This is a genomic window from Pseudomonas sp. Sample_23 (genome assembly GCF_004307595.1).
Classification (GTDB): domain Bacteria; phylum Pseudomonadota; class Gammaproteobacteria; order Pseudomonadales; family Pseudomonadaceae; genus Aquipseudomonas; species Aquipseudomonas atacamensis.
In genome coordinates this window covers 68,441-88,170 of the sequence record NZ_RCNX01000021.1, presented here as the reverse complement: position 1 = coordinate 88,170, position 19,730 = coordinate 68,441, and the positions used below count along the sequence as shown (strand labels likewise).

At 61.2% G+C, this 19,730-nt stretch carries 18 protein-coding genes and 1 pseudogene; 11 read left to right on the top strand and 8 right to left on the bottom strand.

Annotation, left to right across the window (positions count from 1 at the left end; translation table 11 throughout):
* Positions 1–16: 16 nt before the first annotated feature.
* From D8U82_RS04850 to D8U82_RS04830, 5 genes are all read left to right on the top strand, one after another.
* The gene (locus tag D8U82_RS04850) at positions 17–841 is read left to right on the top strand and encodes an NAD(P)-dependent oxidoreductase (RefSeq protein WP_016775186.1); all 825 of its coding nucleotides are present in this window, start codon (positions 17–19) and stop codon (positions 839–841) included.
* Between the two features lie 43 nt (positions 842–884).
* Positions 885–1,778, top strand: coding sequence for an SMP-30/gluconolactonase/LRE family protein (locus D8U82_RS04845; RefSeq protein WP_130901755.1), 894 nt, complete (start codon positions 885–887; stop codon positions 1,776–1,778).
* Positions 1,779–1,838: 60 nt separating this feature from the next.
* A complete protein-coding gene (locus tag D8U82_RS04840) occupies positions 1,839–2,813 on the top strand; it encodes a TRAP transporter substrate-binding protein (protein ID WP_130901754.1) in 975 nt (324 codons plus the stop codon).
* A 75-nt stretch (positions 2,814–2,888) separates the two neighbouring features.
* On the top strand, positions 2,889–3,416 hold the full coding sequence (locus D8U82_RS04835; RefSeq protein WP_122700614.1) for a TRAP transporter small permease: 528 nt from the start codon (positions 2,889–2,891) through the stop codon (positions 3,414–3,416).
* The gene (locus tag D8U82_RS04830) at positions 3,416–4,696 is read left to right on the top strand and encodes a TRAP transporter large permease (protein WP_130888722.1); all 1,281 of its coding nucleotides are present in this window, start codon (positions 3,416–3,418) and stop codon (positions 4,694–4,696) included. Before D8U82_RS04835 ends, D8U82_RS04830 begins: the two co-directional genes overlap by 1 nt.
* Positions 4,697–4,747: 51 nt before the next feature.
* Here D8U82_RS04830 and D8U82_RS04825 read toward each other — a convergent pair whose 3' ends face one another.
* The 3 genes from D8U82_RS04825 to D8U82_RS04815 form a co-directional block, all read right to left on the bottom strand.
* Positions 4,748–5,548 carry a sulfite exporter TauE/SafE family protein gene (locus tag D8U82_RS04825; RefSeq protein ID WP_041476983.1) on the bottom strand — a complete coding sequence of 267 codons (801 nt, stop codon included), beginning with the start codon at positions 5,546–5,548 and terminating at the stop codon, positions 4,748–4,750.
* Between the two features lie 10 nt (positions 5,549–5,558).
* On the bottom strand, positions 5,559–6,803 hold the full coding sequence (locus tag D8U82_RS04820; RefSeq protein ID WP_130901753.1) for an FAD/NAD(P)-binding oxidoreductase: 1,245 nt from the start codon (positions 6,801–6,803) through the stop codon (positions 5,559–5,561).
* A 168-nt stretch (positions 6,804–6,971) separates the two neighbouring features.
* The gene (locus D8U82_RS04815; protein WP_016775194.1) at positions 6,972–7,313 is read right to left on the bottom strand and encodes a metalloregulator ArsR/SmtB family transcription factor; all 342 of its coding nucleotides are present in this window, start codon (positions 7,311–7,313) and stop codon (positions 6,972–6,974) included.
* A gap of 92 nt (positions 7,314–7,405) precedes the next feature.
* Here D8U82_RS04815 and D8U82_RS04810 point away from each other — a divergent pair, with 92 nt between their 5' ends.
* Positions 7,406–8,269, top strand: coding sequence for an MBL fold metallo-hydrolase (locus D8U82_RS04810; RefSeq protein WP_130901752.1), 864 nt, complete (start codon positions 7,406–7,408; stop codon positions 8,267–8,269).
* 86 nt (positions 8,270–8,355) lie between these two features.
* On the opposite strand, the gene bkdR is transcribed toward D8U82_RS04810, so the two are convergent.
* Positions 8,356–8,844, bottom strand: a complete 489-nt coding sequence (gene bkdR, locus D8U82_RS04805) for a Bkd operon transcriptional regulator BkdR (RefSeq protein WP_016775196.1) — start codon at positions 8,842–8,844, stop codon at positions 8,356–8,358.
* A 184-nt stretch (positions 8,845–9,028) separates the two neighbouring features.
* On the opposite strand from bkdR, the gene D8U82_RS04800 reads away from it, so the two are divergent.
* The 5 genes from D8U82_RS04800 to D8U82_RS04780 all read left to right on the top strand — a co-directional run bounded on the left by D8U82_RS04800 (position 9,029) and on the right by D8U82_RS04780 (position 15,250).
* Positions 9,029–10,264 carry a 3-methyl-2-oxobutanoate dehydrogenase (2-methylpropanoyl-transferring) subunit alpha gene (locus D8U82_RS04800; RefSeq protein WP_130888718.1) on the top strand — a complete coding sequence of 412 codons (1,236 nt, stop codon included), beginning with the start codon at positions 9,029–9,031 and terminating at the stop codon, positions 10,262–10,264.
* Position 10,265: 1 nt separating this feature from the next.
* Positions 10,266–11,324, top strand: coding sequence for an alpha-ketoacid dehydrogenase subunit beta (locus D8U82_RS04795; RefSeq protein WP_003224000.1), 1,059 nt, complete (start codon positions 10,266–10,268; stop codon positions 11,322–11,324).
* Positions 11,325–12,599, top strand: a complete 1,275-nt coding sequence (locus tag D8U82_RS04790; protein ID WP_130888717.1) for a dihydrolipoamide acetyltransferase family protein — start codon at positions 11,325–11,327, stop codon at positions 12,597–12,599. It begins immediately after the preceding gene.
* Positions 12,600–12,605: 6 nt separating this feature from the next.
* Positions 12,606–13,979, top strand: coding sequence for a dihydrolipoyl dehydrogenase (gene lpdA, locus D8U82_RS04785; protein ID WP_130888716.1), 1,374 nt, complete (start codon positions 12,606–12,608; stop codon positions 13,977–13,979).
* 251 nt (positions 13,980–14,230) lie between these two features.
* The gene (locus D8U82_RS04780; RefSeq protein ID WP_125927687.1) at positions 14,231–15,250 is read left to right on the top strand and encodes a branched-chain amino acid aminotransferase; all 1,020 of its coding nucleotides are present in this window, start codon (positions 14,231–14,233) and stop codon (positions 15,248–15,250) included.
* 284 nt (positions 15,251–15,534) lie between these two features.
* Here the strand turns inward: D8U82_RS04780 and D8U82_RS04775 are convergent.
* The 4 genes and pseudogenes from D8U82_RS04775 to D8U82_RS04760 form a co-directional block, all read right to left on the bottom strand.
* A pseudogene (locus D8U82_RS04775) lies at positions 15,535–16,353 on the bottom strand (TIGR03915 family putative DNA repair protein); the annotation flags it as partial.
* Positions 16,350–17,570 (bottom strand): putative DNA modification/repair radical SAM protein, encoded by a 1,221-nt coding sequence (locus D8U82_RS04770; protein WP_024013352.1) that lies wholly within the window; start codon positions 17,568–17,570, stop codon positions 16,350–16,352. The pseudogene D8U82_RS04775 and the gene D8U82_RS04770, both read right to left, overlap by 4 nt.
* Positions 17,571–17,736: 166 nt before the next feature.
* Positions 17,737–19,056 (bottom strand): Nramp family divalent metal transporter, encoded by a 1,320-nt coding sequence (locus D8U82_RS04765; RefSeq protein WP_130901751.1) that lies wholly within the window; start codon positions 19,054–19,056, stop codon positions 17,737–17,739.
* Positions 19,057–19,136: 80 nt separating this feature from the next.
* Positions 19,137–19,673, bottom strand: a complete 537-nt coding sequence (locus D8U82_RS04760) for a chalcone isomerase family protein (protein WP_130901750.1) — start codon at positions 19,671–19,673, stop codon at positions 19,137–19,139.
* Between the last annotated feature and the right edge of the window lie 57 nt (positions 19,674–19,730).

The window sequence follows — 19,730 nt, the reverse complement described above, 5'->3', positions numbered from 1 at the left end:
GTGTTCAGGGATTGCCATGACGTCTACCTCTACCCCCCGCGCTCCTTTCAACCGCCTGCTGCTGACCGGTGCCGCCGGCGGCCTGGGCAAAGTGCTGCGCGAACGCCTGCGCCCTTACGCCAATGTGCTGCGCCTGTCCGATATCGCCGCCCTCGCCCCGGCCGTCGATGACCACGAAGAAGTCGTGCTCTGCGACCTCGCCGACAAGCAAGCCGTGCATCAACTGGTCGAAGGGGTCGATGCGATCCTGCATTTCGGCGGCGTTTCGGTCGAGCGCCCGTTCGAAGAAATCCTCGGTGCCAACATCTGCGGCGTGTTCCACATTTACGAAGCGGCGCGCAAGCACGGTGTGAAGCGGGTGATCTTCGCCAGCTCCAACCACGTCATCGGTTTCTACAAACAGGACCAACAGCTCGACGCCACTTCAGCGCGTCGTCCCGATGGTTACTACGGCTTGTCCAAGTCCTACGGCGAAGACATGGCCAGTTTCTACTTCGATCGCTACGGCATCGAAACCGTCAGCATCCGCATCGGCTCCTCGTTCCCCGAACCGCAAAACCGCCGGATGATGCACACCTGGCTGAGCTTCGACGATCTCACGCAACTGCTCGAACGCTCGCTGTACACACCGAACGTCGGCCACACCGTGGTCTACGGCATGTCCGCCAACAAAGACGTCTGGTGGGACAACCGCTACGCCAGCCACCTCGGTTTCGAAGCCAAGGACACCTCGGAAGTGTTCCGCGACAAGGTCGAAGCGCAACCGATGCCGGCCGACGATGATCCGGCGCGGATCTATCAGGGCGGCGCCTTCGTCGCAGCAGGCCCGTTCGGCGACTGACCGTTCGACTTGATCCCCTTTAATAAAAACCATGGGAATGAGTATGCAAGCCGAATTGATCGTCGACGCCCGCAACGCGGTCGGTGAAAGCCCGGTCTGGGTGCCGCAGGAAAACGCTCTGTACTGGGTCGATATTCCCAACGGCGGGCTGCAACGCTGGAGCGCTGACAGCGGGCATGTTGCCTCGTGGAAGGCCCCGGAAATGCTCGCCTGCATCACCCGCCACCGCAGTGGCGGCTGGGTCGCTGGCATGGAAAGCGGATTCTTTCGCCTGCACCCGCACAGCGACGGCAGCCTCGACAGTGAGTTGCTCGCCACCGTCGAGCACAGCCGCGCCGACATGCGCCTCAACGACGGTCGCTGTGATCGCCAAGGGCGTTTCTGGACGGGCAGCATGGTGCTGAACATGGGCCTGAACGCGCCTGAAGGCCGGCTCTATCGCTACAGCGCCGGGCAGACGGGCGTGATCGAAGCGCAGCTGGATGGCTTCATCGTGCCCAATGGCCTCGCTTTCAGCCCTGACGGCAAAACCATGTACCTGTCGGATTCGCACCCCAACGTGCAACTGATCTGGGCCTTCGATTACGACACCGAGACCGGCACGCCATCGAATCGCCGAATCTTCGTCGACATGAATCATTTCCCCGGCCGCCCCGATGGCGCTGCCGTGGATGCCGAAGGCTGCTACTGGATCTGCGCCAACGACGCCGGCCTGATCCACCGCTTTGCCCCGGATGGCCGACTGGATTTCTCGCTGGAAGTACCGGTGAAGAAACCGACCATGTGCGCCTTCGGCGGCAGCAACCTGGACACCTTGTTTGTCGCCTCGATTCGCCCCGGCGATGACCACGACCCGCAATCCCTGGCCGGCGGCGTGTTCGCCCTGAAGCCAGGCGTCAAAGGCCTCGCCGAACCGCAATTCAACGATTTGCTTTAGACCCTCTGCTGCACCGCTGCGCCTTGAACACAAAAATAACAAGACTGGAGACTCACCCCCATGAATTTCAAACGCACCTTGCTCGCCGCTGCACTCCCGCTGATGTTCACCTTTGCCGGTGCCGCTCAGGCGGAAATGAAACTCAAATTTGCCGACATTCACCCCGCCGGTTATCCAACCGTGGTGGCTGAAGAACACATGGGCAAGGCCCTGACCAAGGAAACCAACGGCGAACTGACTTTCCAGTATTTCCCGGGCGGTGTGCTGGGATCGGAAAAGGAAGTCATCGAGCAGATGCAGGTCGGCGCAGTGCAGTTGTCCCGCGTCAGCCTGGGGATCGTCGGCCCCGTGGTGCCGGATGTGAACGTGTTCAACATGCCGTTCATCTTCCGCGATCAGCAACACATGCGTAACGTCATCGACGGACCGGTGGGCGACGAGATCCTCGGCAAAATCACCAACTCTGAATTCGGCCTGGTGGCCCTGGCTTGGATGGACGGCGGCACGCGCAACATCTACACCAAGAAACCGGTGCGCAAGCTCGAAGACCTCAAGGGCATGAAGATCCGCGTACAAGGCAACCCGATGTTCATCGACATGATGAACGCCATGGGCGGTAACGGCATCGCCATGGATACCGGCGAAATCTTCAGTGCCCTGCAGACCGGCGTGATCGACGGTGCGGAGAACAACCCGCCGACCCTGCTCGAACACAACCACTTCCAGAACGCCAAGTTCTACAGCCTGACCGGTCACCTAATCCTGCCAGAGCCAATCGTGATGTCGAAAATCACCTGGGAAAAACTCACCCCGGATCAGCAGGAAATGGTCAAGAAAGCCGCCAAGGCTGCCCAGGCTGAAGAGCGCGTGCTGTGGGACAAGAAGTCCGCTGCCAGTGAAGAAAAACTCAAGGCCGCTGGCGTCGAGTTCATCGAAGTCGACAAAAAACCCTTCTACGACGCCACCGCACCGGTACGGGAAAAGTACGGCGCGAAGTACGCCGACCTGATCGAAAAGATCGAAGCCGTTCAGTAACGCCTCCCGCTCCGTACTCATGAAAAAGGCCCGGCGCGCCAGCGGTTCAGGCGCGCCCGGTTACGGTGGAACCCGATGAAGAATCTGCTGCTGCGTATCAACGACAAGATCTACATGACGTGCATCTGGGTCGCCGGCCTTTCCGTCCTGGCGATTTCCCTGATGATTCCCTGGGGCGTCTTCGCCCGCTACGTGCTCGGCACCGGTTCGAGCTGGCCGGAGCCGACGGCGATCCTGCTGATGATGGTGTTCACCTTCATCGGCGCCGCCGCCAGTTACCGCGCCGGTGCGCACATGGCCGTGGCCATGCTCACCGACCGCATGCCGGCGCAAATGAAAGCCGCAGCGGCGATTTTTTCGCAACTGCTGATGGCGGCCATCTGCATCTTCATGACCATCTGGGGCACCAAGCTGTGCATGTCCACCTGGAACCAATTCATGGCCGCCCTGCCCGATCTGCGCGTTGGTGTGACCTATCTGCCGATTCCCGTGGGCGGTTTGCTGACGCTGATTTTTGTCGTGGAAAAACTCTTGCTCGGTGACCAGAGCAAACGTCGGGTCGTGCAGTTCGACCTGGTTGAAGAAAGTGAAGGTGCCGTTTAATGGACGCTCTGATCCTGCTGGGCAGTTTTATCGTATTGATCCTGATCGGCATGCCGGTCGCTTACGCGTTGGGCGCCGCTGCGCTGATCGGCGCTTGGTGGATCGACATTCCCTTCCAGGCGGTGATGATCCAGGTCGCCTCGGGGGTGAACAAATTCTCGCTGCTGGCCATTCCGTTCTTCGTCCTCGCCGGCGCGATCATGGCCGAGGGCGGCATGTCCCGGCGGTTGGTGGCGTGTGCCGGCGTGCTGGTAGGTTTCGTCCGTGGTGGTCTGTCGCTGGTCAACATTGTTGCCTCGACTTTCTTCGGCGCGATCTCCGGTTCTTCGGTGGCCGACACTGCGTCTGTGGGTTCGGTGCTGATTCCGGAGATGGAGCGCAAGGGTTATCCACGGGACTTCTCCACCGCCGTGACCGTCAGCGGTTCAGTGCAAGCCCTGCTGACTCCGCCAAGCCACAACTCGGTGCTCTACTCGCTGGCCGCTGGCGGTACGGTGTCGATCGCTTCGCTGTTCATGGCCGGCATCGTCCCGGGCCTGCTGATGAGCGCCTGCCTGATGGTGCTGTGCCTGATCTTCGCGAAAAAGCGCAACTACCCCAAGGGCGAAGTGATTCCGATGCGCCAGGCGCTGAAGATCGTCGGCGAAGCCCTGTGGGGCATGATGGCGATGGTGATCATCCTCGGCGGCATCCTCTCGGGTATTTTCACCGCCACTGAATCGGCGGCCATCGCGGTGCTGTGGTCATTCTTCGTGACCATGTTCATTTATCGCGATTACAAATGGCGCGAGCTGCCCAAGCTGATGCACCGCACGGTGCGCACCATCTCCATCGTGATGATCCTGATCGGTTTCGCCGCCAGCTTCGGCTACATCATGACGCTGATGCAGATCCCGGCAAAAATCACCACACTGTTCCTGACCCTGTCGGACAACCGCTACGTGATCCTGATGTGCATCAACGTCATGCTGCTGTTGCTTGGCACGGTGATGGACATGGCGCCGCTGATCCTGATCCTCACGCCGATCCTGATGCCAGTGATCATGGGCATCGGTGTCGATCCGGTGCAGTTCGGCATGATCATGCTGGTCAACCTGGGGATCGGATTGATAACACCGCCCGTGGGGGCCGTGCTCTTCGTCGGCTCGGCGGTGGGCAAGGTCAGTATCGAAAGCACGGTGAAAGCGCTGCTGCCGTTCTATGGCGTGCTGTTCCTGGTGCTGCTGCTGGTGACCTACGTTCCGGCGATTTCGCTGTGGCTGCCGCACCTGGTGTTGTAACCCGCTGAGAAGATCGCAGCTTCGTGCAAGGAGGCTGCGATCTGTTGATCTTCACGCCCGCACCAGCATGTACCCCGCCACCACCAGACAGACACTGGCAAACCCCACCTGCAACGCCCGCGCCGGCACCTGCGCGCACAGCCTGCGACCGATGAGCATGCCAACGATGCTGGCGACAATGAACGCCGCACCCTGACTGTCAATGCGCACACCCGCATGAAACGCGCCGATCACCCCGATCGCGGAAATCAGACTGATCACCATCAACGACGTCGCAACGATGCCGCGCATCTGCACATCGGTCAGTTGCTTGAACGCCGGCACGATCAGAAAGCCGCCGCCGACGCCAAGTAAACCCGAAACCACGCCAGTAACCGCTCCCAGTGCAGCCAGGGTGGCGGTGCATTTGGCGGTCCAGTCGAAGCGCCCGGTCTGCTCGTTGAGCATGCAGTTTTTCTGCCCCCAACTGGCGTGGCCGTGATCGCTCGGCCCCGCTTGCTGACGGTCCTTTCTGAACATTCGCCAAGCGACCAGAACCATCAGCAGGCTGAACAGGATCATCAGAATCTTTTCCGGCAGTTGATGCGCGAAGTAGATCCCCAGCGGCGAAAACACCGCGCCCAGTGCCGCGATCAACAGCGCCGCGCGGTAACGCACCAGGCCATGGCGCAAACCATCGATCGCCCCGACCGCCGCCGCGCTGCCGACCGCAAACAAGGCCACCGGCGCCGCTTGCGTCATCGTCCAGCCGAGCCCGAGCACCAGCGCCGGCACCGCGAGAATCCCGCCGCCTGCGCCGGTCAGGCCGAGGACCAACCCCATCACCACGCCAAACAGACTTGCCAGCAACATAGGGGTTTTCTCAGTCGACCCTGGATAGACGCGTCAGCCACTCGCGGCCCTTGAGCATGCCGTGCCAGTAGAACCACGGCAGCAGCGTCGCCTTCAGCCACCACGCCGAACGGCGGGCCACGGTCGGGTCCAGCGGGAAAGTCGGCAGCAGTTTGCCGCCATAGCCGAACTCGGCGAGGATCACCTTGCCCTTCTCCACCGTCAGCGGGCACGAGCCGTAGCCGTCGTACTTGAGCGGCAGCGGCTGTTGTTTGCGCGCGGCCAGCAGGTTCTGCGCAACGACGACAACCTGCTTGCGCACCGCTGCGGCGGTTTTCGCGTTGCTGGTGCCGCAGATATCGCCCAATGCAAACACGTCTGGATAGCGCGGATGCTGCAGGCTGTGCGGATCGACCTCGCACCAACCGCCGGCATCGGCCAGCGGACTCTGTGCGATGAAATCCGGCGCGACTTGTGGCGGCACGACGTGCAGCAGATCGAAGGTTTTCGCGACCCGGCTGACATTGCCGTCGGCGTCCTTGACGTCAAACCACGCGGTTTTTGCCGGGCCGTCGACCTTGACCAGATTCGAGTTGAACGCCAGTTGCGCGTCGTACTGTTCGATGTACTTCATCAACGGCGGCACAAAGGTCGGCACGCCAAACAGCGCAGCGCCAGCGAGGTTGAATTCGACATTGATGTCTTTCAGCACGGCGGATTTGCGCCAGTAATCGCAAGACAGATACAAGGCCTTCTGCGGCGCGCCGGCACATTTGATCGGCATCGCTGGTTGGGTGAACAGCGCCCGGCCGTCGCGCAGTTTCTGCACTTGATCCCAGGTGTACTGGGCGTGCTGATAGCTGTAGTTGGAGGTGACGCCGTGCTGGCCGAGGCTTTCCTGCAAGCCTTCGATTTTCTCCCAGGCCAGGCGCAGGCCGGGGCAGACGATCAGGTTCTGATAGCTGACGGTGCGCTGGTCGTCGAGGGTGAGTTGGCGGCTTTGCGGGTCGATGGCGCTGACACTGGCCTGAATCCACGTCGCCTGCCGCGGCATGACTTTGCTCATCGGCCTGACGGTGTCTTTCACATCGAACGCACCACCGCCGACCAGCGTCCACGCCGGTTGATAGTAGTGCTGTGAACTCGGTTCGATCACGGTGACTTGAAGGTGCGGGTCACGCTTGAGCAGGCTGGCGACAAAACCGATGCCGGCCGTGCCGCCGCCGATGACCACGATGTCCGCACTGATGGATGGGCCCCAGTGTTGATCGTTCATTGCTTGTTCCTTTTGCTGCACGCAAGGATTTGTTCGGGTCAAACCAAAGAACCTGTGGGAGCTGGCTTGCCAGCGATAGCGGTGTGTCAGTCACATAAATGTTGGCTGATAAGTCCTCATTGCTGGCAAGCCAGCTCCCACAGGGTAAGTAAGTGTTAGGGCTGGCATTTATGGCTGTTCCCAGCTCTTGAGTACCGCTCCGCAATAGAGCCCCGAGAGGGTTTTCATCACCTGGATCACTTCGTGACTGGCCAGGCCGTAGAAAATATATTTGCCTTCACGGCGAGTCGCGACCAGCCCTTCATCGCGCAAGATGCCCAGTTGCTGGGACAGCGTCGGCTGGCGTACGCCGGTCATTTTTTCCAGCTCGCCGACGTTGCGTTCGCCCTGGGTCAGTTGACAGAGGATCAACAGACGGTCCTCATTGGCCAGGGCTTTGAGCAAGGCGCAGGCTTTGGACGCCGAGGCGCGCAGTTGGGCGACTTCACATTCGGTCAGACTGGATTGCATTTGCACGAGGCCTTGAAGGTCACTTAAGCTGCGAACATTATGTTTTTACATAAACTGTTGCAACTCGAAATTCCTCAGCACAGGTTTCTGCCATGTCCGCCCAGATTGAAGCGTTCCTCGACCCCGCCTCCTCGACCTACAGCTACGTGGTCTATGAAGCCGACGGCGGCCAGTGCGCGATCGTCGACCCGGTGCTTGACTACGATGGCGCCGCCGGGCGCACCGGCACGGCGCAGGCGGACAAGATCATCGCTTTCGTGCGTGCGCACCGGCTGCAAGTGCAATGGCTGCTGGAAACCCACGCCCACGCCGATCACCTCTCCGCCGCGCCGTACCTGCGTCGGGAACTGGGCGGTAAGATCGCCATCGGTGAATCGATCAGCAAAGTGCAGAATGTGTTCAAGGCGCTGTTCAATCTGGAGCCGGAATTTTGCGTCGATGGCTCGCAGTTCGATCATCTGTTCGCGCCGAACGAGTCGTTCATGATCGGCAACCTCAAGGCTACCGCGCTGCACGTCCCCGGCCATACGCCAGCGGACATGGCGTACCTGATCGACGGCGAGCAGATCCTGGTGGGTGACACGCTGTTCATGCCCGATGTCGGCACCGCGCGCTGTGATTTCCCTGGCGGCAATGCGCAGCAATTGTTCAAGTCGATCCAGAAGCTGCTGGCGTTTCCAGCCAGCGTGAAGCTTTACGTCTGCCACGATTACCCGCCCGAAGGCCGCGCCCCACAGTGTCAGACCACTGTCGGCGAACAGCGCAAAAGCAATATTCATGTGCATGACGGGATCGATGAAGCGGCGTTCGTCGAGATGCGCACGACACGTGACGCTGGGTTAGGCATGCCGACGTTGCTGCTGCCGGCGATTCAGGTGAACGTGCGGGCGGGGAATCTGCCGGCACCTGAGGACAATGGCGTGGTTTACCTGAAGATCCCGCTCAACAAACTCTGACGGTTCGGCAACGCGGCCTCCAGCAGCGCCAACTGATCGTTCCCACGCTCCGCGTGGGAACGATCGGCGTCTGCAGGTCAGTCGTATCAATTGCCCAACGTCAACCCATTGGCCGGCAACGGCAACGCGGTCTTATAACGCACCTGCTTCAGCGCAAAGCTCGAACGAATATTCGCCACCCCCGGCACCTTGGTCAGAAAATCCATCATGAAGCGTTCCAGCGACTGAATGCTCGGCACCAGCACGCGAATCAGATAATCCGGATCACCCGCCATCAGATAGCACTCCATCACCTCAGGCCGATCAGAAATCGCTTCCTCGAAATGCTGCAACGCCTCCTCTACCTGTTTTTCCAGGCTGACGTGAATGAACACGTTCACGTGCAGCCCCAGCAGATCGGCATCCAGCAGCGTGACCTGCTCGCGAATCAAGCCCAATTCTTCCATGGCCTTGACCCGGTTGAAGCACGGCGTCGGCGACAGGTTCACCGAGCGAGCGAGGTCGGCGTTGGTGATGCGCGCGTTCTCCTGAAGGCTGTTGAGAATGCCGATGTCGGTACGGTCCAGTTTGCGCATGAGACAAAACCACCTGTTTTTTATGTTTATGCAGAATTTCTATCTGCAAATGGTCACCAGCGCAACGAAACACAGAGAAATATTCTTCTTGGCCACGCCTATGATTGTTGTAGGACAAGATTTCCTCATCCCGGAATGACTGCCAGCTCACTACAAGAAATTCACAAGATCGAGCGTAGAAGCCATGACCCAAGCGTATGAACCGCTGCGCCTGCACGTCCCTGAACCCTCGGGCCGTCCCGGCTGCAAAACCGATTTTTCCTACCTGCATCTGACCGATGCCGGTACGGTGCGCAAACCTCCCATCGATGTAGAACCTGCCGACACCGCCGACCTCGCCCGTGGCCTTATTCGCGTGCTCGACGATCAGGGCAACGCCCTCGGCCCGTGGGCCGAAAACGTGCCGGTCGAAATCCTGCGCAAAGGCATGCGCGCGATGCTCAAGACGCGCATCTACGACAACCGCATGGTCGTCGCCCAGCGGCAGAAAAAGATGTCGTTCTACATGCAGAGCCTCGGCGAAGAAGCCATCGGCAGCGCCCAGGCGTTGGCGCTGAACATCGACGACATGTGCTTCCCGACCTACCGCCAGCAAAGCATCCTGATGGCCCGCGATGTGCCGCTGGTCGACCTGATCTGCCAACTGCTGTCCAACGAGCGCGATCCGCTCAAGGGCCGCCAGTTGCCGATCATGTACTCGGTCAAGGACGCCGGTTTCTTCACCATATCCGGCAACCTCGCCACCCAATTCATTCAGGGCGTCGGCTGGGGCATGGCCTCGGCGATCAAGGGCGATACGAAAATCGCCTCGGCGTGGATCGGTGACGGCGCTACCGCCGAATCGGACTTCCACACCGCCCTCACCTTCGCCCACGTTTATCGCGCGCCGGTGATCCTCAACGTGGTCAACAACCAGTGGGCGATTTCCACGTTCCAGGCCATCGCCGGCGGTGAAGCCACGACTTTCGCCGGACGCGGCGTCGGTTGCGGCATCGCCTCGCTGCGTGTCGATGGCAACGACTTCTACGCGGTCTACGCCGCTTCCGCTTGGGCTGCCGAACGCGCCCGGCGCAACCTCGGCCCGACCATGATCGAATGGGTCACCTACCGCGCCGGCCCGCACTCGACCTCCGACGACCCATCAAAATACCGCCCTGCCGATGACTGGAGCCACTTCCCGCTCGGCGATCCGATCGCGCGTCTGAAACAGCATCTGATCAAGGTCGGCCACTGGTCGGAGGAAGAGCACAGCGCCGTCAGCGCTGAACTTGAAGCCGAAGTGATTGCCGCGCAGAAACAGGCCGAACAGTACGGCACCCTCGCCGGTGGCCAGATTCCAAGCGCCGCGACCATGTTCGAAGACGTCTACAAAGAGATGCCGGAGCACTTGAAGCGCCAGCGTCAGCAGTTGGGGATCTGACATGAACGATCACAACAACAATATTCAGTTGGAAACCGCCATGACCACGACCACCATGACCATGATCCAGGCCCTGCGCTCGGCCATGGATGTGATGCTTGAGCGTGATGACAACGTCGTCGTGTTCGGTCAGGACGTCGGCTACTTCGGCGGCGTGTTCCGCTGCACCGAAGGCCTGCAGACCAAGTACGGCACCTCGCGGGTGTTCGACGCGCCGATCTCGGAAAGCGGCATCGTCGGCGTGGCCGTGGGCATGGGCGCTTACGGACTGCGGCCGGTCGCCGAAATCCAGTTCGCCGACTACGTCTACCCCGCCTCCGACCAGATCATCTCCGAAGCGGCGCGCCTGCGTTATCGCTCGGCTGGCGAATTCACCGCACCGATGACCCTGCGCATGCCTTGCGGCGGCGGCATCTACGGCGGCCAGACCCACAGCCAGAGCATCGAGGCGATGTTCACTCAGGTCTGCGGTCTGCGCACGGTGATGCCGTCCAACCCGTACGACGCCAAAGGCCTGCTGATCGCCTCCATCGAAAACGATGACCCGGTGATCTTCCTTGAGCCGAAACGCCTGTACAACGGCCCGTTCGATGGCCATCACGACCGCCCGGTGACGCCGTGGTCGAAACACCCGCAAGCCCAGGTGCCGGACGGTTACTACACCGTGCCGCTGGACGTCGCTGCGATCACTCGCCCGGGCAAGGACGTGACCGTGCTGACCTACGGCACCACCGTATACGTCTCGCAAGTCGCTGCCGAAGAATCCGGCGTCGATGCCGAAGTCATCGACCTGCGCAGCCTGTGGCCCCTGGACCTGGAAACCATCGTCAAGTCGGTGAAGAAAACCGGCCGCTGCGTGGTGGTTCACGAAGCCACCCGCACCTGCGGTTTCGGCGCCGAGCTGGTATCGCTGGTGCAGGAGCATTGCTTCCATCACCTGGAAGCGCCGATCGAGCGCGTCACCGGTTGGGACACTCCCTACCCGCACGCGCAGGAGTGGGCGTATTTCCCAGGGCCGTCCCGCGTGGGCGCGGCGTTGAAACGGGTCATGGAGGTCTGAATGGGCACGCACGTTATCAAGATGCCGGACATCGGCGAAGGCATCGCAGAAGTAGAACTGTCGCAGTGGCACGTCAAGGTTGGCGATCTGGTGGTTGAAGATCAGGTGCTGGCGGATGTAATGACCGACAAGGCAATGGTCGATATTCCATCGCCGGTGCACGGGAAAGTGATTGCCCTCGGTGGTCAGCCGGGTGAAGTGATGGCGGTTGGCAGTGTGCTGATCAGCATCGAAGTCGAAGGGGCTGGCAACCTTAAAGAGTCGGCCGCACCCGCGCCCGTCAAAGAAGCACCGGTTGCGCCGAAAGTTGAAGCCGCTGTCGAGAGCAAATCCGCCGCAGCCGCCGCACCACGTCCGGCTGCCGTTTGCCAAGGCCCGATGGTTGCTCGCGAAGCGGATGAACGCCCGCTCGCATCGCCGGCCGTGCGCAAACATGCGCTGGACCTGGGTATTCAATTGCGTCTGGTGCGCGGCAGCGGCCCGGCCGGTCGCGTGTTGCATGAGGATCTTGAGGCCTATCTGGCGCAAGGTCGGTCGAACGCTTCGGCGCCGGCCGCTGCCGCTTATGCCCAGCGCCACGACGAAGAACAGATTCAAGTGATCGGCATGCGCCGCAAGATCGCCCAGCGCATGCAGGACGCCACGCAGCGCGCAGCGCATTTCAGCTATGTCGAAGAAATCGACGTCACCGCGATCGAAGAACTGCGCGCGCACCTGAATGAAAAGCACGGCGCCAGCCGAGGCAAGTTGACCTTGTTGCCGTTCCTCGTTCGCGCGCTGGTGGTGGCCCTGCGCGACTTCCCGCAGATGAACGCCCGTTACGACGACGAAGCGCAAGTCATCACCCGCCTCGGCGCGGTGCATGTCGGCGTCGCCACGCAAAGCGATGTCGGCCTGATGGTGCCCGTCGTGCGTCACGCCGAAGCGCGCAGCCTGTGGGACAGCGCCGCGGAAATTTCGCGTTTGGCCAACGCCGCGCGCAATGGCAAGGCCAGCCGCGATGAGCTGTCCGGTTCGACCATTACGCTCACCAGCCTCGGTGCGCTGGGCGGCATTGTCAGCACGCCGGTGCTGAACCTGCCGGAAGTGGCCATTATCGGCGTGAACAAAATCGTCGAACGGCCAATGGTGGTCAAAGGCCAAGTGGTGATCCGCAAGATGATGAACCTCTCCAGCTCCTTCGATCATCGCGTGGTCGACGGCATGGACGCGGCGCTCTTCATTCAGGCCATTCGTGGCTTGCTCGAACAACCCGCCACCTTGTTTGTGGAGTAAGCCCGAATGCAATCTCTGAACACTACGCTGCTGATCATCGGCGGCGGCCCCGGCGGTTACGTTACCGCGATCCGCGCCGGGCAACTGGGCATCCCGACCATCCTGGTCGAAGGCCAATCGTTGGGCGGCACCTGCCTTAATATCGGCTGCATTCCGTCGAAAGCGCTGATTCATGTGGCTGAGCAGTTTCATCAGACGCAGCATCACAGCCAGCATTCGGCGCTCGGCATCAGCGTTGCCGCGCCGACCCTGGATATCAGCAAAAGTGTGGAGTGGAAGGACGGCATCGTTGATCGCCTGACCACTGGCGTCGCCGCGCTGCTGAAGAAAAACAAGGTTCAGGTCATCAACGGCTGGGCGAAAATCATCGACGGCAAAACCGTGGAAGTCGGCGATACGCGCATCCAGTGCGAACATCTGGTGCTGGCCACCGGCTCGACCAGCGTCAACCTGCCGATCCTGCCGATTGGCGGGCCAATCATCTCCTCCACCGAAGCGCTGGCGCCGACGTCTGTGCCGAAACGCCTGGTCGTGGTCGGCGGTGGTTACATCGGCCTGGAGCTGGGCATCGCCTATCGCAAGCTCGGCGCCGAAGTCAGCGTGGTCGAGGCGCAGGATCGAATTCTTCCGGCTTACGACGCGGAGCTGACACAACCGGTACATGAAGCGCTGAAGCAGCTGGGCGTGAAACTGTACCTCAAGCACAGCGTGCTGGGTTTCGACGGCACGTTGCAGGTGCGCGATCCCGAAGGCGAAACCCTCAATCTGGAAACCGATCAGGTACTGGTCGCGGTCGGACGCAAACCCAATACGCAGGGCTTCAATCTCGAAGCGTTGAATCTGGACATGAACGGTTCGGCTATCAGGATCGACAGCGGTTGCCAGACCAGCATGCGCAACGTCTACGCCATTGGCGACGTGAGCGGCGAACCGATGCTGGCCCACCGCGCCATGGCTCAGGGCGAAATGGTTGCCGAGCTGATCAGTGGCAAGCGCCGCGAATTCAACCCGACCGCCATCGCCGCCGTGTGCTTTACCGACCCGGAACTGGTGGTGGTCGGCAAAACTCCGGACGAGGCCAAGGCTGCGGGGCTGGACTGCATCGTTGCAAGCTTCCCGTTCGCCGCCAACGGCCGCGCAATGACCCTGGAATCGAAAAGCGGCTTCGTCCGCGTGGTCGCACGTCGCGACAATCATTTGATTATCGGCTGGCAAGCGGTGGGAGTCGGTGTTTCCGAATTGTCGACGGCATTCGCGCAGAGCCTGGAAATGGGCGCGCGCCTGGAAGACATCGGCGGCACCATCCATGCGCACCCAACCTTGGGCGAAGCGGTGCAGGAAGCGGCGTTGCGGGCGCTGGGGCATGCGCTGCATCTGTAAATCCGTCAAATTGATCGTTCCCACGCTCCGCGTGGGAATGCAGCCCGGGACGCTCTGCGTCCCAACAGCCGAACGCGGAGCGTCCGATGAGGCATTCCCACGCAGAGCGTGGGAACGATCAGTCGAGGGAAGGATCAGCGGAGCGAATTCCGGCTGCGAAACCGCTCAAGAATGAAGTATTGTTGTGCCCATCCAAAAAAACGTCAGAAGCCTTGAACCGTTTCGGCGGTTGTTCAGTGATAGAGGGTGTCATGGGTAACGAAAGCATCAATTGGGACAAGCTGGGTTTTGACTACATCAAGACCGACAAGCGCTATCTGTCGTACTTTCGCGATGGCGAGTGGGACAAAGGCACCCTGACCGAAGATAACGTCCTGCACATCAGCGAAGGCTCCACTGCCCTTCACTACGGTCAGCAGTGCTTCGAAGGCATGAAGGCCTATCGCTGCAAGGACGGCTCGATCAACCTGTTCCGCCCGGACCAGAACGCCCTGCGCATGCAGCGCAGCTGCGCGCGTCTGCTGATGCCGACGGTCGACACCGAGCAGTTCATCGAAGCCTGCAAAGCCGTGGTTCGCGCCAACGAGCGTTTCATCCCGCCGTACGGCACCGGCGGCGCGCTGTACCTGCGCCCGTTCGTGATCGGCGTCGGTGACAACATCGGCGTGCGCACCGCGCCCGAGTTCATCTTTTCGATCTTCTGCATCCCGGTCGGCGCCTACTTCAAGGGCGGCCTGACCCCGCACAACTTCCAGATCTCCAGCTACGACCGCGCGGCCCCGCAAGGCACCGGTGCGGCCAAGGTCGGTGGCAACTACGCCGCCAGCCTGATGCCGGGCTCGAAAGCCAAGAAAGCCAACTTCGCCGACGCGATCTACCTCGATCCGATGACCCACACCAAGATCGAGGAAGTCGGTTCGGCCAACTTCTTCGGGATCACCCACGACAACAAGTTCGTCACCCCGAACTCGCCATCGGTCCTGCCAGGCATCACCCGCCTGTCGCTGATCGAACTGGCGAAATCGCGTCTGGGCCTGGACGTGGTTGAAGGCGACGTGCTGATCGACAAGCTGTCGGACTTCAAGGAAGCCGGTGCCTGCGGTACCGCTGCGGTGATCACGCCGATTGGTGGCATCAGCTACAACGATCACCTGCATGTGTTCCACAGCGAAACCGAGGTAGGCCCGGTAACCCAGCAGCTCTACAAAGAGCTGACTGGCGTGCAGACCGGCGACATCGAAGCGCCAGCGGGCTGGATCGTCAAGGTTTGATCTGACGACTGCTGATGCTCAAAAGCCCTCCACCGAGTGATTGGTGGGGGGCTTTTTTGTAGGGCTGGGCTCTGGTGTCGTATTGAAGAACGTCACCCCCTCACCCCAGCCCTCCCGAAACGTCGGACCGCCCCCAAGGGGGCGAGGGGGAAAGGGAGCCGACTTGTGCGCTTTTCAAAAATCGCGTTCGCCTCGGCCATTCAGGTCGATGGAGTTCGCAAGAACACCTCGGTCGGCTCCCTCTCCCTCCGGGAGAGGGCTGGGGTGAGGGTAGGCTTTTCGCTCTTCAAGGCAATCCGTTTACCAAGTCGATCAGCAATCCCACTCGCCTGCCCATTCTGCTGCTTGCCCATCCGCGCCTGGGTGATCAATCCCGGTATCAACTCGCCCTCCGGCAGATTCTTCCAGAACCGCACCGGCAGATGCCCTTGCATGACCTTCGGGTTCAACCGTGCCGGGTTGAAGATGTGGCTGTAGTAGGTCAACCACAAATCGCCGTGGGGGTCATCGACGTTCTGTGCCAGTTGCTGCCATTCAATCGGGCATTGCCGCTCGTGAATCAACTGCTCACCGTCGTAGTACACACCATCGCGCGGTGTGGCGATCAACCAGCGATGCTGGCCCATGCGACCGATAAAGTGCTCGCTGGCGCTGTGCAGGATGTCATGCGCCGGTTCGTGCCACGCCACGTATTGTGGACCAGGCAGATCCTTGGGCCGCTCGATGAAACGCACAAACGCATGCAGATGATGGGCCTCGCGGCTGACCTGCTTGATACGGCGCTGCAATTCGCTGCCGAGCTTGTCGCCGGCCATCATCGCCGTGCGGTCGCCGTGACTGACGCGCCAGAGCACTTCATACAACAGGCTCCAGCGCTGTTCGCCGCGATAGCGCGCCGCTTGTTCGAGGGTGGCGAGCAGCGCACGGGGAATACGCGCCTGAAACGGCCCCTGCCCTTCGGGCATGTGATCATCGCTGGCAAACAGATCGCCAACGCCTTCCGCCGCCCAGCTCACCAGACTCGGATCGATCTCATGGCTGAGCAACCAGCGCGCCTGCTGGCGCCAGGTGTCGAACAGATCGTCACAATCGAGACTGATCATCCCCACAACCCCATCTGCTGCGGCATCGGCCGGTCGCGCAATTGCTGGTAGAGCATGTGGCTGGTGACTTCCGCCTGTTGCGGGTGGTAATCGCTGGTGATGATGAACGGCTTGGCCTTGGCCAGCACACAGCGCATCCGTGCCACGTCTTCGTAACGGATGCGGCGCTGACGGCGCAACTCGACCAGGCGCTCGGTGGTGCGCAAGCCGATGCCCGGGATGCGTGCGATCAACGTTGCGTCGGCACGGTTGAGGTCGAGCGGGAACACTTCGCGATTTTCCAGCGCCCAGGCTAGCTTCGGGTCGATATCGAGCGCCAGATTGCCCGGGCCTTTGAGCAATTCGTCAGCGCTGTAGCCGTAGCTGCGCAGGAGGAAATCAGCCTGATACAAACGGTGCTCGCGCATCAGCGGTGGCGCGGCGAGCGGTACGCTTTTCGGGCTGTCGGGGATCGGGCTGAATGCCGAGTAATAGACCCGGCGCAAACGGAAGTTGCCATACAGGGATTGAGCGCTGTGGAGGATGGTGCTGTCGTCGGTGTCATCGGCACCGACGATCAGTTGCGTGCTCTGCCCGGCCGGGGCGAATTTTGCCGAGCGCGGCTCGTTCAACACTGTTTGCACGCCGGTGTAGATGGTGTTCATCGCTTGCTTGATCGAGGTGATGTCCTTCTCCGGCGCCAGTGTCTGCAGGCTGGCGTCGGTGGGCAGTTCGATGTTGACGCTGAGGCGGTCGGCGTAACGCCCTGCCTCCTCGATCAAGGCCGGATCGGCTTCCGGAATGGTCTTCAAATGGATGTAGCCGCGAAATTCGTGCTCTTCACGGAGCAACTTCGCCACGCGCACCAGTTGCTCCATGGTGTAGTCCGCCGAGCGAATGATCCCGGAGCTGAGAAACAGCCCGCTGACACAGTTGCGGCGGTAGAAATCCATGGTCAGCGTCACGACTTCTTCCGGGGTGAAGCGCGCACGCGGCACATCACTGGAACGGCGGTTGACGCAGTACTGGCAATCGTAAAGACAGAAGTTGGTCAGCAGGATTTTCAGCAACGACACACAGCGCCCGTCCGGCGTGTAGCTGTGGCAAATGCCCATGCCGTCCGTCGAACCGAGCCCGCTCTTGCCCTCGGAGCTGCGCTTGGGCGCACCGCTGCTGGCGCAGGAGGCGTCGTACTTGGCGGCGTCGGCGAGGATGCTCAGCTTGTCGATGATTTGCATGGCGCGGGCTCTTTACTGTGTGCATATACAGTATAGGCTCGCCCGCCGCGAAACAAGTTGATGGATGACCCCTCGTCGGCTGGCCATCTGAATTGCGGCCAACCGCGCAACCAGTGGGAGCGAGCCTGCTCGCGAATAGGCCCTGCCAGTCACCGCAACACAGTGATCAAACAGCCCACTGCAATATCAACCAACTGTTCGCCCCGCTGATCAACACAAACAGCCCCCAGGCCAGCACCCGCGTGGGCCAGCGATTGACGAACGGCCCCATCAATTGCCGATCGTTGGTCATGCGGATCAGCGGGTACAAGGCGAACGGCAGTTGCAGGCTGAGCACCACCTGGCTCAACACCAGCAGCTTGCCGATTGCGCCGTCACCGAGCAGCCATACGCCGATGAACGCCGGAATCAGCGCCAGCCCGCGGGTGATCAAACGCCGCTGCCAGCACGGGATGCGCAGGTTCAGATAGCCTTCCATGATGACCTGCCCGGCGATGGTCCCGGTGAAGGTCGAACTTTGCCCCGACGCGAGCAGTGCCACGCCGAACAGCACACTGGCCAGCGCACCGCCCACCAGTGGGTCGAGCAGGTGATAGGCGTCCTGAATGTCGACCACATCGGTGTGCCCGGACTGGTGAAACGCCGCCGCTGCGAGAATCAGGATCGCCGCGTTGACCAGCAGCGCCAGGGCCAGGGAACCGATGGTGTCGATGCGCGCCAGTTTCACCGCGTCCCGCTTGCTCGCCAGGTCCTTGCCGATCATCCGCGTTTGCACGATCGAGGTGTGCAGATACAGGTTATGCGGCATCACTGTGGCGCCGAGGATGCCGATGGCCAGATACAGCGGCGCCGCATCGCCGATGGCCGCCAGCGAAGGTTTGAAGCCCAGTGCGACGTCTGGCCAGTACGGTTTGATCAACAACAATTCGACGAAGAAACACACACCGATGGTCGCGACCAGCACCAGCATGATCGCTTCGAGACGGCGGAAGCCCCGGTTCTGCAGGGCCAGCACCAGCAGCGTGTCGAACGCCGTCAGAGCGATACCGAAGGTCAGCGAGCAACCGAGCAGCAAGTGAAACGCGAGAGCGCAGCCAAGCACTTCGGCGAGGTCGGTGGCGATGATCGAGATTTCCGCCAGCAGCCATTGCAGGCGCGCGGTCCGCGTGCTGTAGCGCTCGCGGGACAACTGCGCCAGATCGCGCCCGGTGGCGATGCCCAGCCGCGAGCACAGGCACTGCACCACCATGCCGGCCAGGCTCGCCAGCAGCACCACGAACAACAGGCTGTAGCCAAAACGCGAACCGGCCTCGATCGCGGTCGCCCAGTTGCCCGGATCCATGTAGCCGATCGACACCAGCAAACCGGGGCCGGCGAAGCGCAGCACACGTTTGAAGAACGTGGCAGTCGGATCGACCGCAACACTGCCGGCCACTTCCGGCGGGCAAAACGGCGCGGTGGCGATTTTGGGCAAACTGAATTTCACGCACACATCCAGAAACAAAAACGGGAGCCCGGCAGCTTAGACGTTTCGCCTGAAGCCTTGAAGCGCAAAGATCGCTGATCCTATGGGTTCCCCCCCAGCAACTGCTCGCGCAACTCGGGACTGCGTGTTCGCGGATCCAGCCAGATATCGAAGAACGCCTTGGCAAACTGCGGATCCTCGATCTCATGCTGGAGCTTCTGCCCGACAAAAAACCGCGCGCCCTGCCCCGGCAGATACACGCCTGTTATGCGCGTGCCGGCCTGGACGTCGACAAAGGATTGCTGCATCTGCGCCTGCCAGCCGGCCAATTGCGCCGAAGTGACCCGAGGACCGGCAAGGCGTTTGATCTCATCGACGCTGGTGCTGACCAGATCGTCGCGCGAGATGTTGCGCCGGTAGATCAGCTCCAGTGCAAACGGCTGGCCGTCCGCCAGAGGCCGCGCGGCACTCCACAACCGCGCGCTGTAAACATCGAAGCCGAACACGCTGAAATCGCCGCTGCCGATGATTTGCGCCCCTGGCACAGCGTCCTGCCAATTGGCCCATGTCGGCGTCAGCAACAGCGCCCATAAACCGATGCCACAACAGCCACGTACGAGCTTGGGTGTTCTGTTCATCGCCGTATCGTCTCCGCTGCATTCTGATGATCAAAGCATAGCTGGATTCGCGCCTGA

Bases quoted from the DNA above. Each gene is read 5' to 3' on its own strand.
- D8U82_RS04760 (WP_130901750.1), bottom strand. From the start codon at position 19,673: ATGAACAGAACACCCAAGCTCGTACGTGGCTGTTGTGGCATCGGTTTA.
- D8U82_RS04815 (WP_016775194.1), bottom strand. From the start codon at position 7,313: ATGCAATCCAGTCTGACCGAATGTGAAGTCGCCCAACTGCGCGCCTCG.
- D8U82_RS04790 (WP_130888717.1), top strand. From the start codon at position 11,325: ATGGGCACGCACGTTATCAAGATGCCGGACATCGGCGAAGGCATCGCA.
- D8U82_RS04850 (WP_016775186.1), top strand. From the start codon at position 17: ATGACGTCTACCTCTACCCCCCGCGCTCCTTTCAACCGCCTGCTGCTG.
- D8U82_RS04780 (WP_125927687.1), top strand. From the start codon at position 14,231: ATGGGTAACGAAAGCATCAATTGGGACAAGCTGGGTTTTGACTACATC.
- bkdR (WP_016775196.1), bottom strand. From the start codon at position 8,844: ATGCGCAAACTGGACCGTACCGACATCGGCATTCTCAACAGCCTTCAG.
- D8U82_RS04840 (WP_130901754.1), top strand. From the start codon at position 1,839: ATGAATTTCAAACGCACCTTGCTCGCCGCTGCACTCCCGCTGATGTTC.
- D8U82_RS04770 (WP_024013352.1), bottom strand. From the start codon at position 17,570: ATGCAAATCATCGACAAGCTGAGCATCCTCGCCGACGCCGCCAAGTAC.
- D8U82_RS04795 (WP_003224000.1), top strand. From the start codon at position 10,266: ATGAACGATCACAACAACAATATTCAGTTGGAAACCGCCATGACCACG.
- D8U82_RS04820 (WP_130901753.1), bottom strand. From the start codon at position 6,803: ATGAACGATCAACACTGGGGCCCATCCATCAGTGCGGACATCGTGGTC.
- D8U82_RS04810 (WP_130901752.1), top strand. From the start codon at position 7,406: ATGTCCGCCCAGATTGAAGCGTTCCTCGACCCCGCCTCCTCGACCTAC.
- D8U82_RS04825 (WP_041476983.1), bottom strand. From the start codon at position 5,548: ATGTTGCTGGCAAGTCTGTTTGGCGTGGTGATGGGGTTGGTCCTCGGC.
- lpdA (WP_130888716.1), top strand. From the start codon at position 12,606: ATGCAATCTCTGAACACTACGCTGCTGATCATCGGCGGCGGCCCCGGC.
- D8U82_RS04800 (WP_130888718.1), top strand. From the start codon at position 9,029: ATGACCCAAGCGTATGAACCGCTGCGCCTGCACGTCCCTGAACCCTCG.
- D8U82_RS04835 (WP_122700614.1), top strand. From the start codon at position 2,889: ATGAAGAATCTGCTGCTGCGTATCAACGACAAGATCTACATGACGTGC.
- D8U82_RS04845 (WP_130901755.1), top strand. From the start codon at position 885: ATGCAAGCCGAATTGATCGTCGACGCCCGCAACGCGGTCGGTGAAAGC.
- D8U82_RS04830 (WP_130888722.1), top strand. From the start codon at position 3,416: ATGGACGCTCTGATCCTGCTGGGCAGTTTTATCGTATTGATCCTGATC.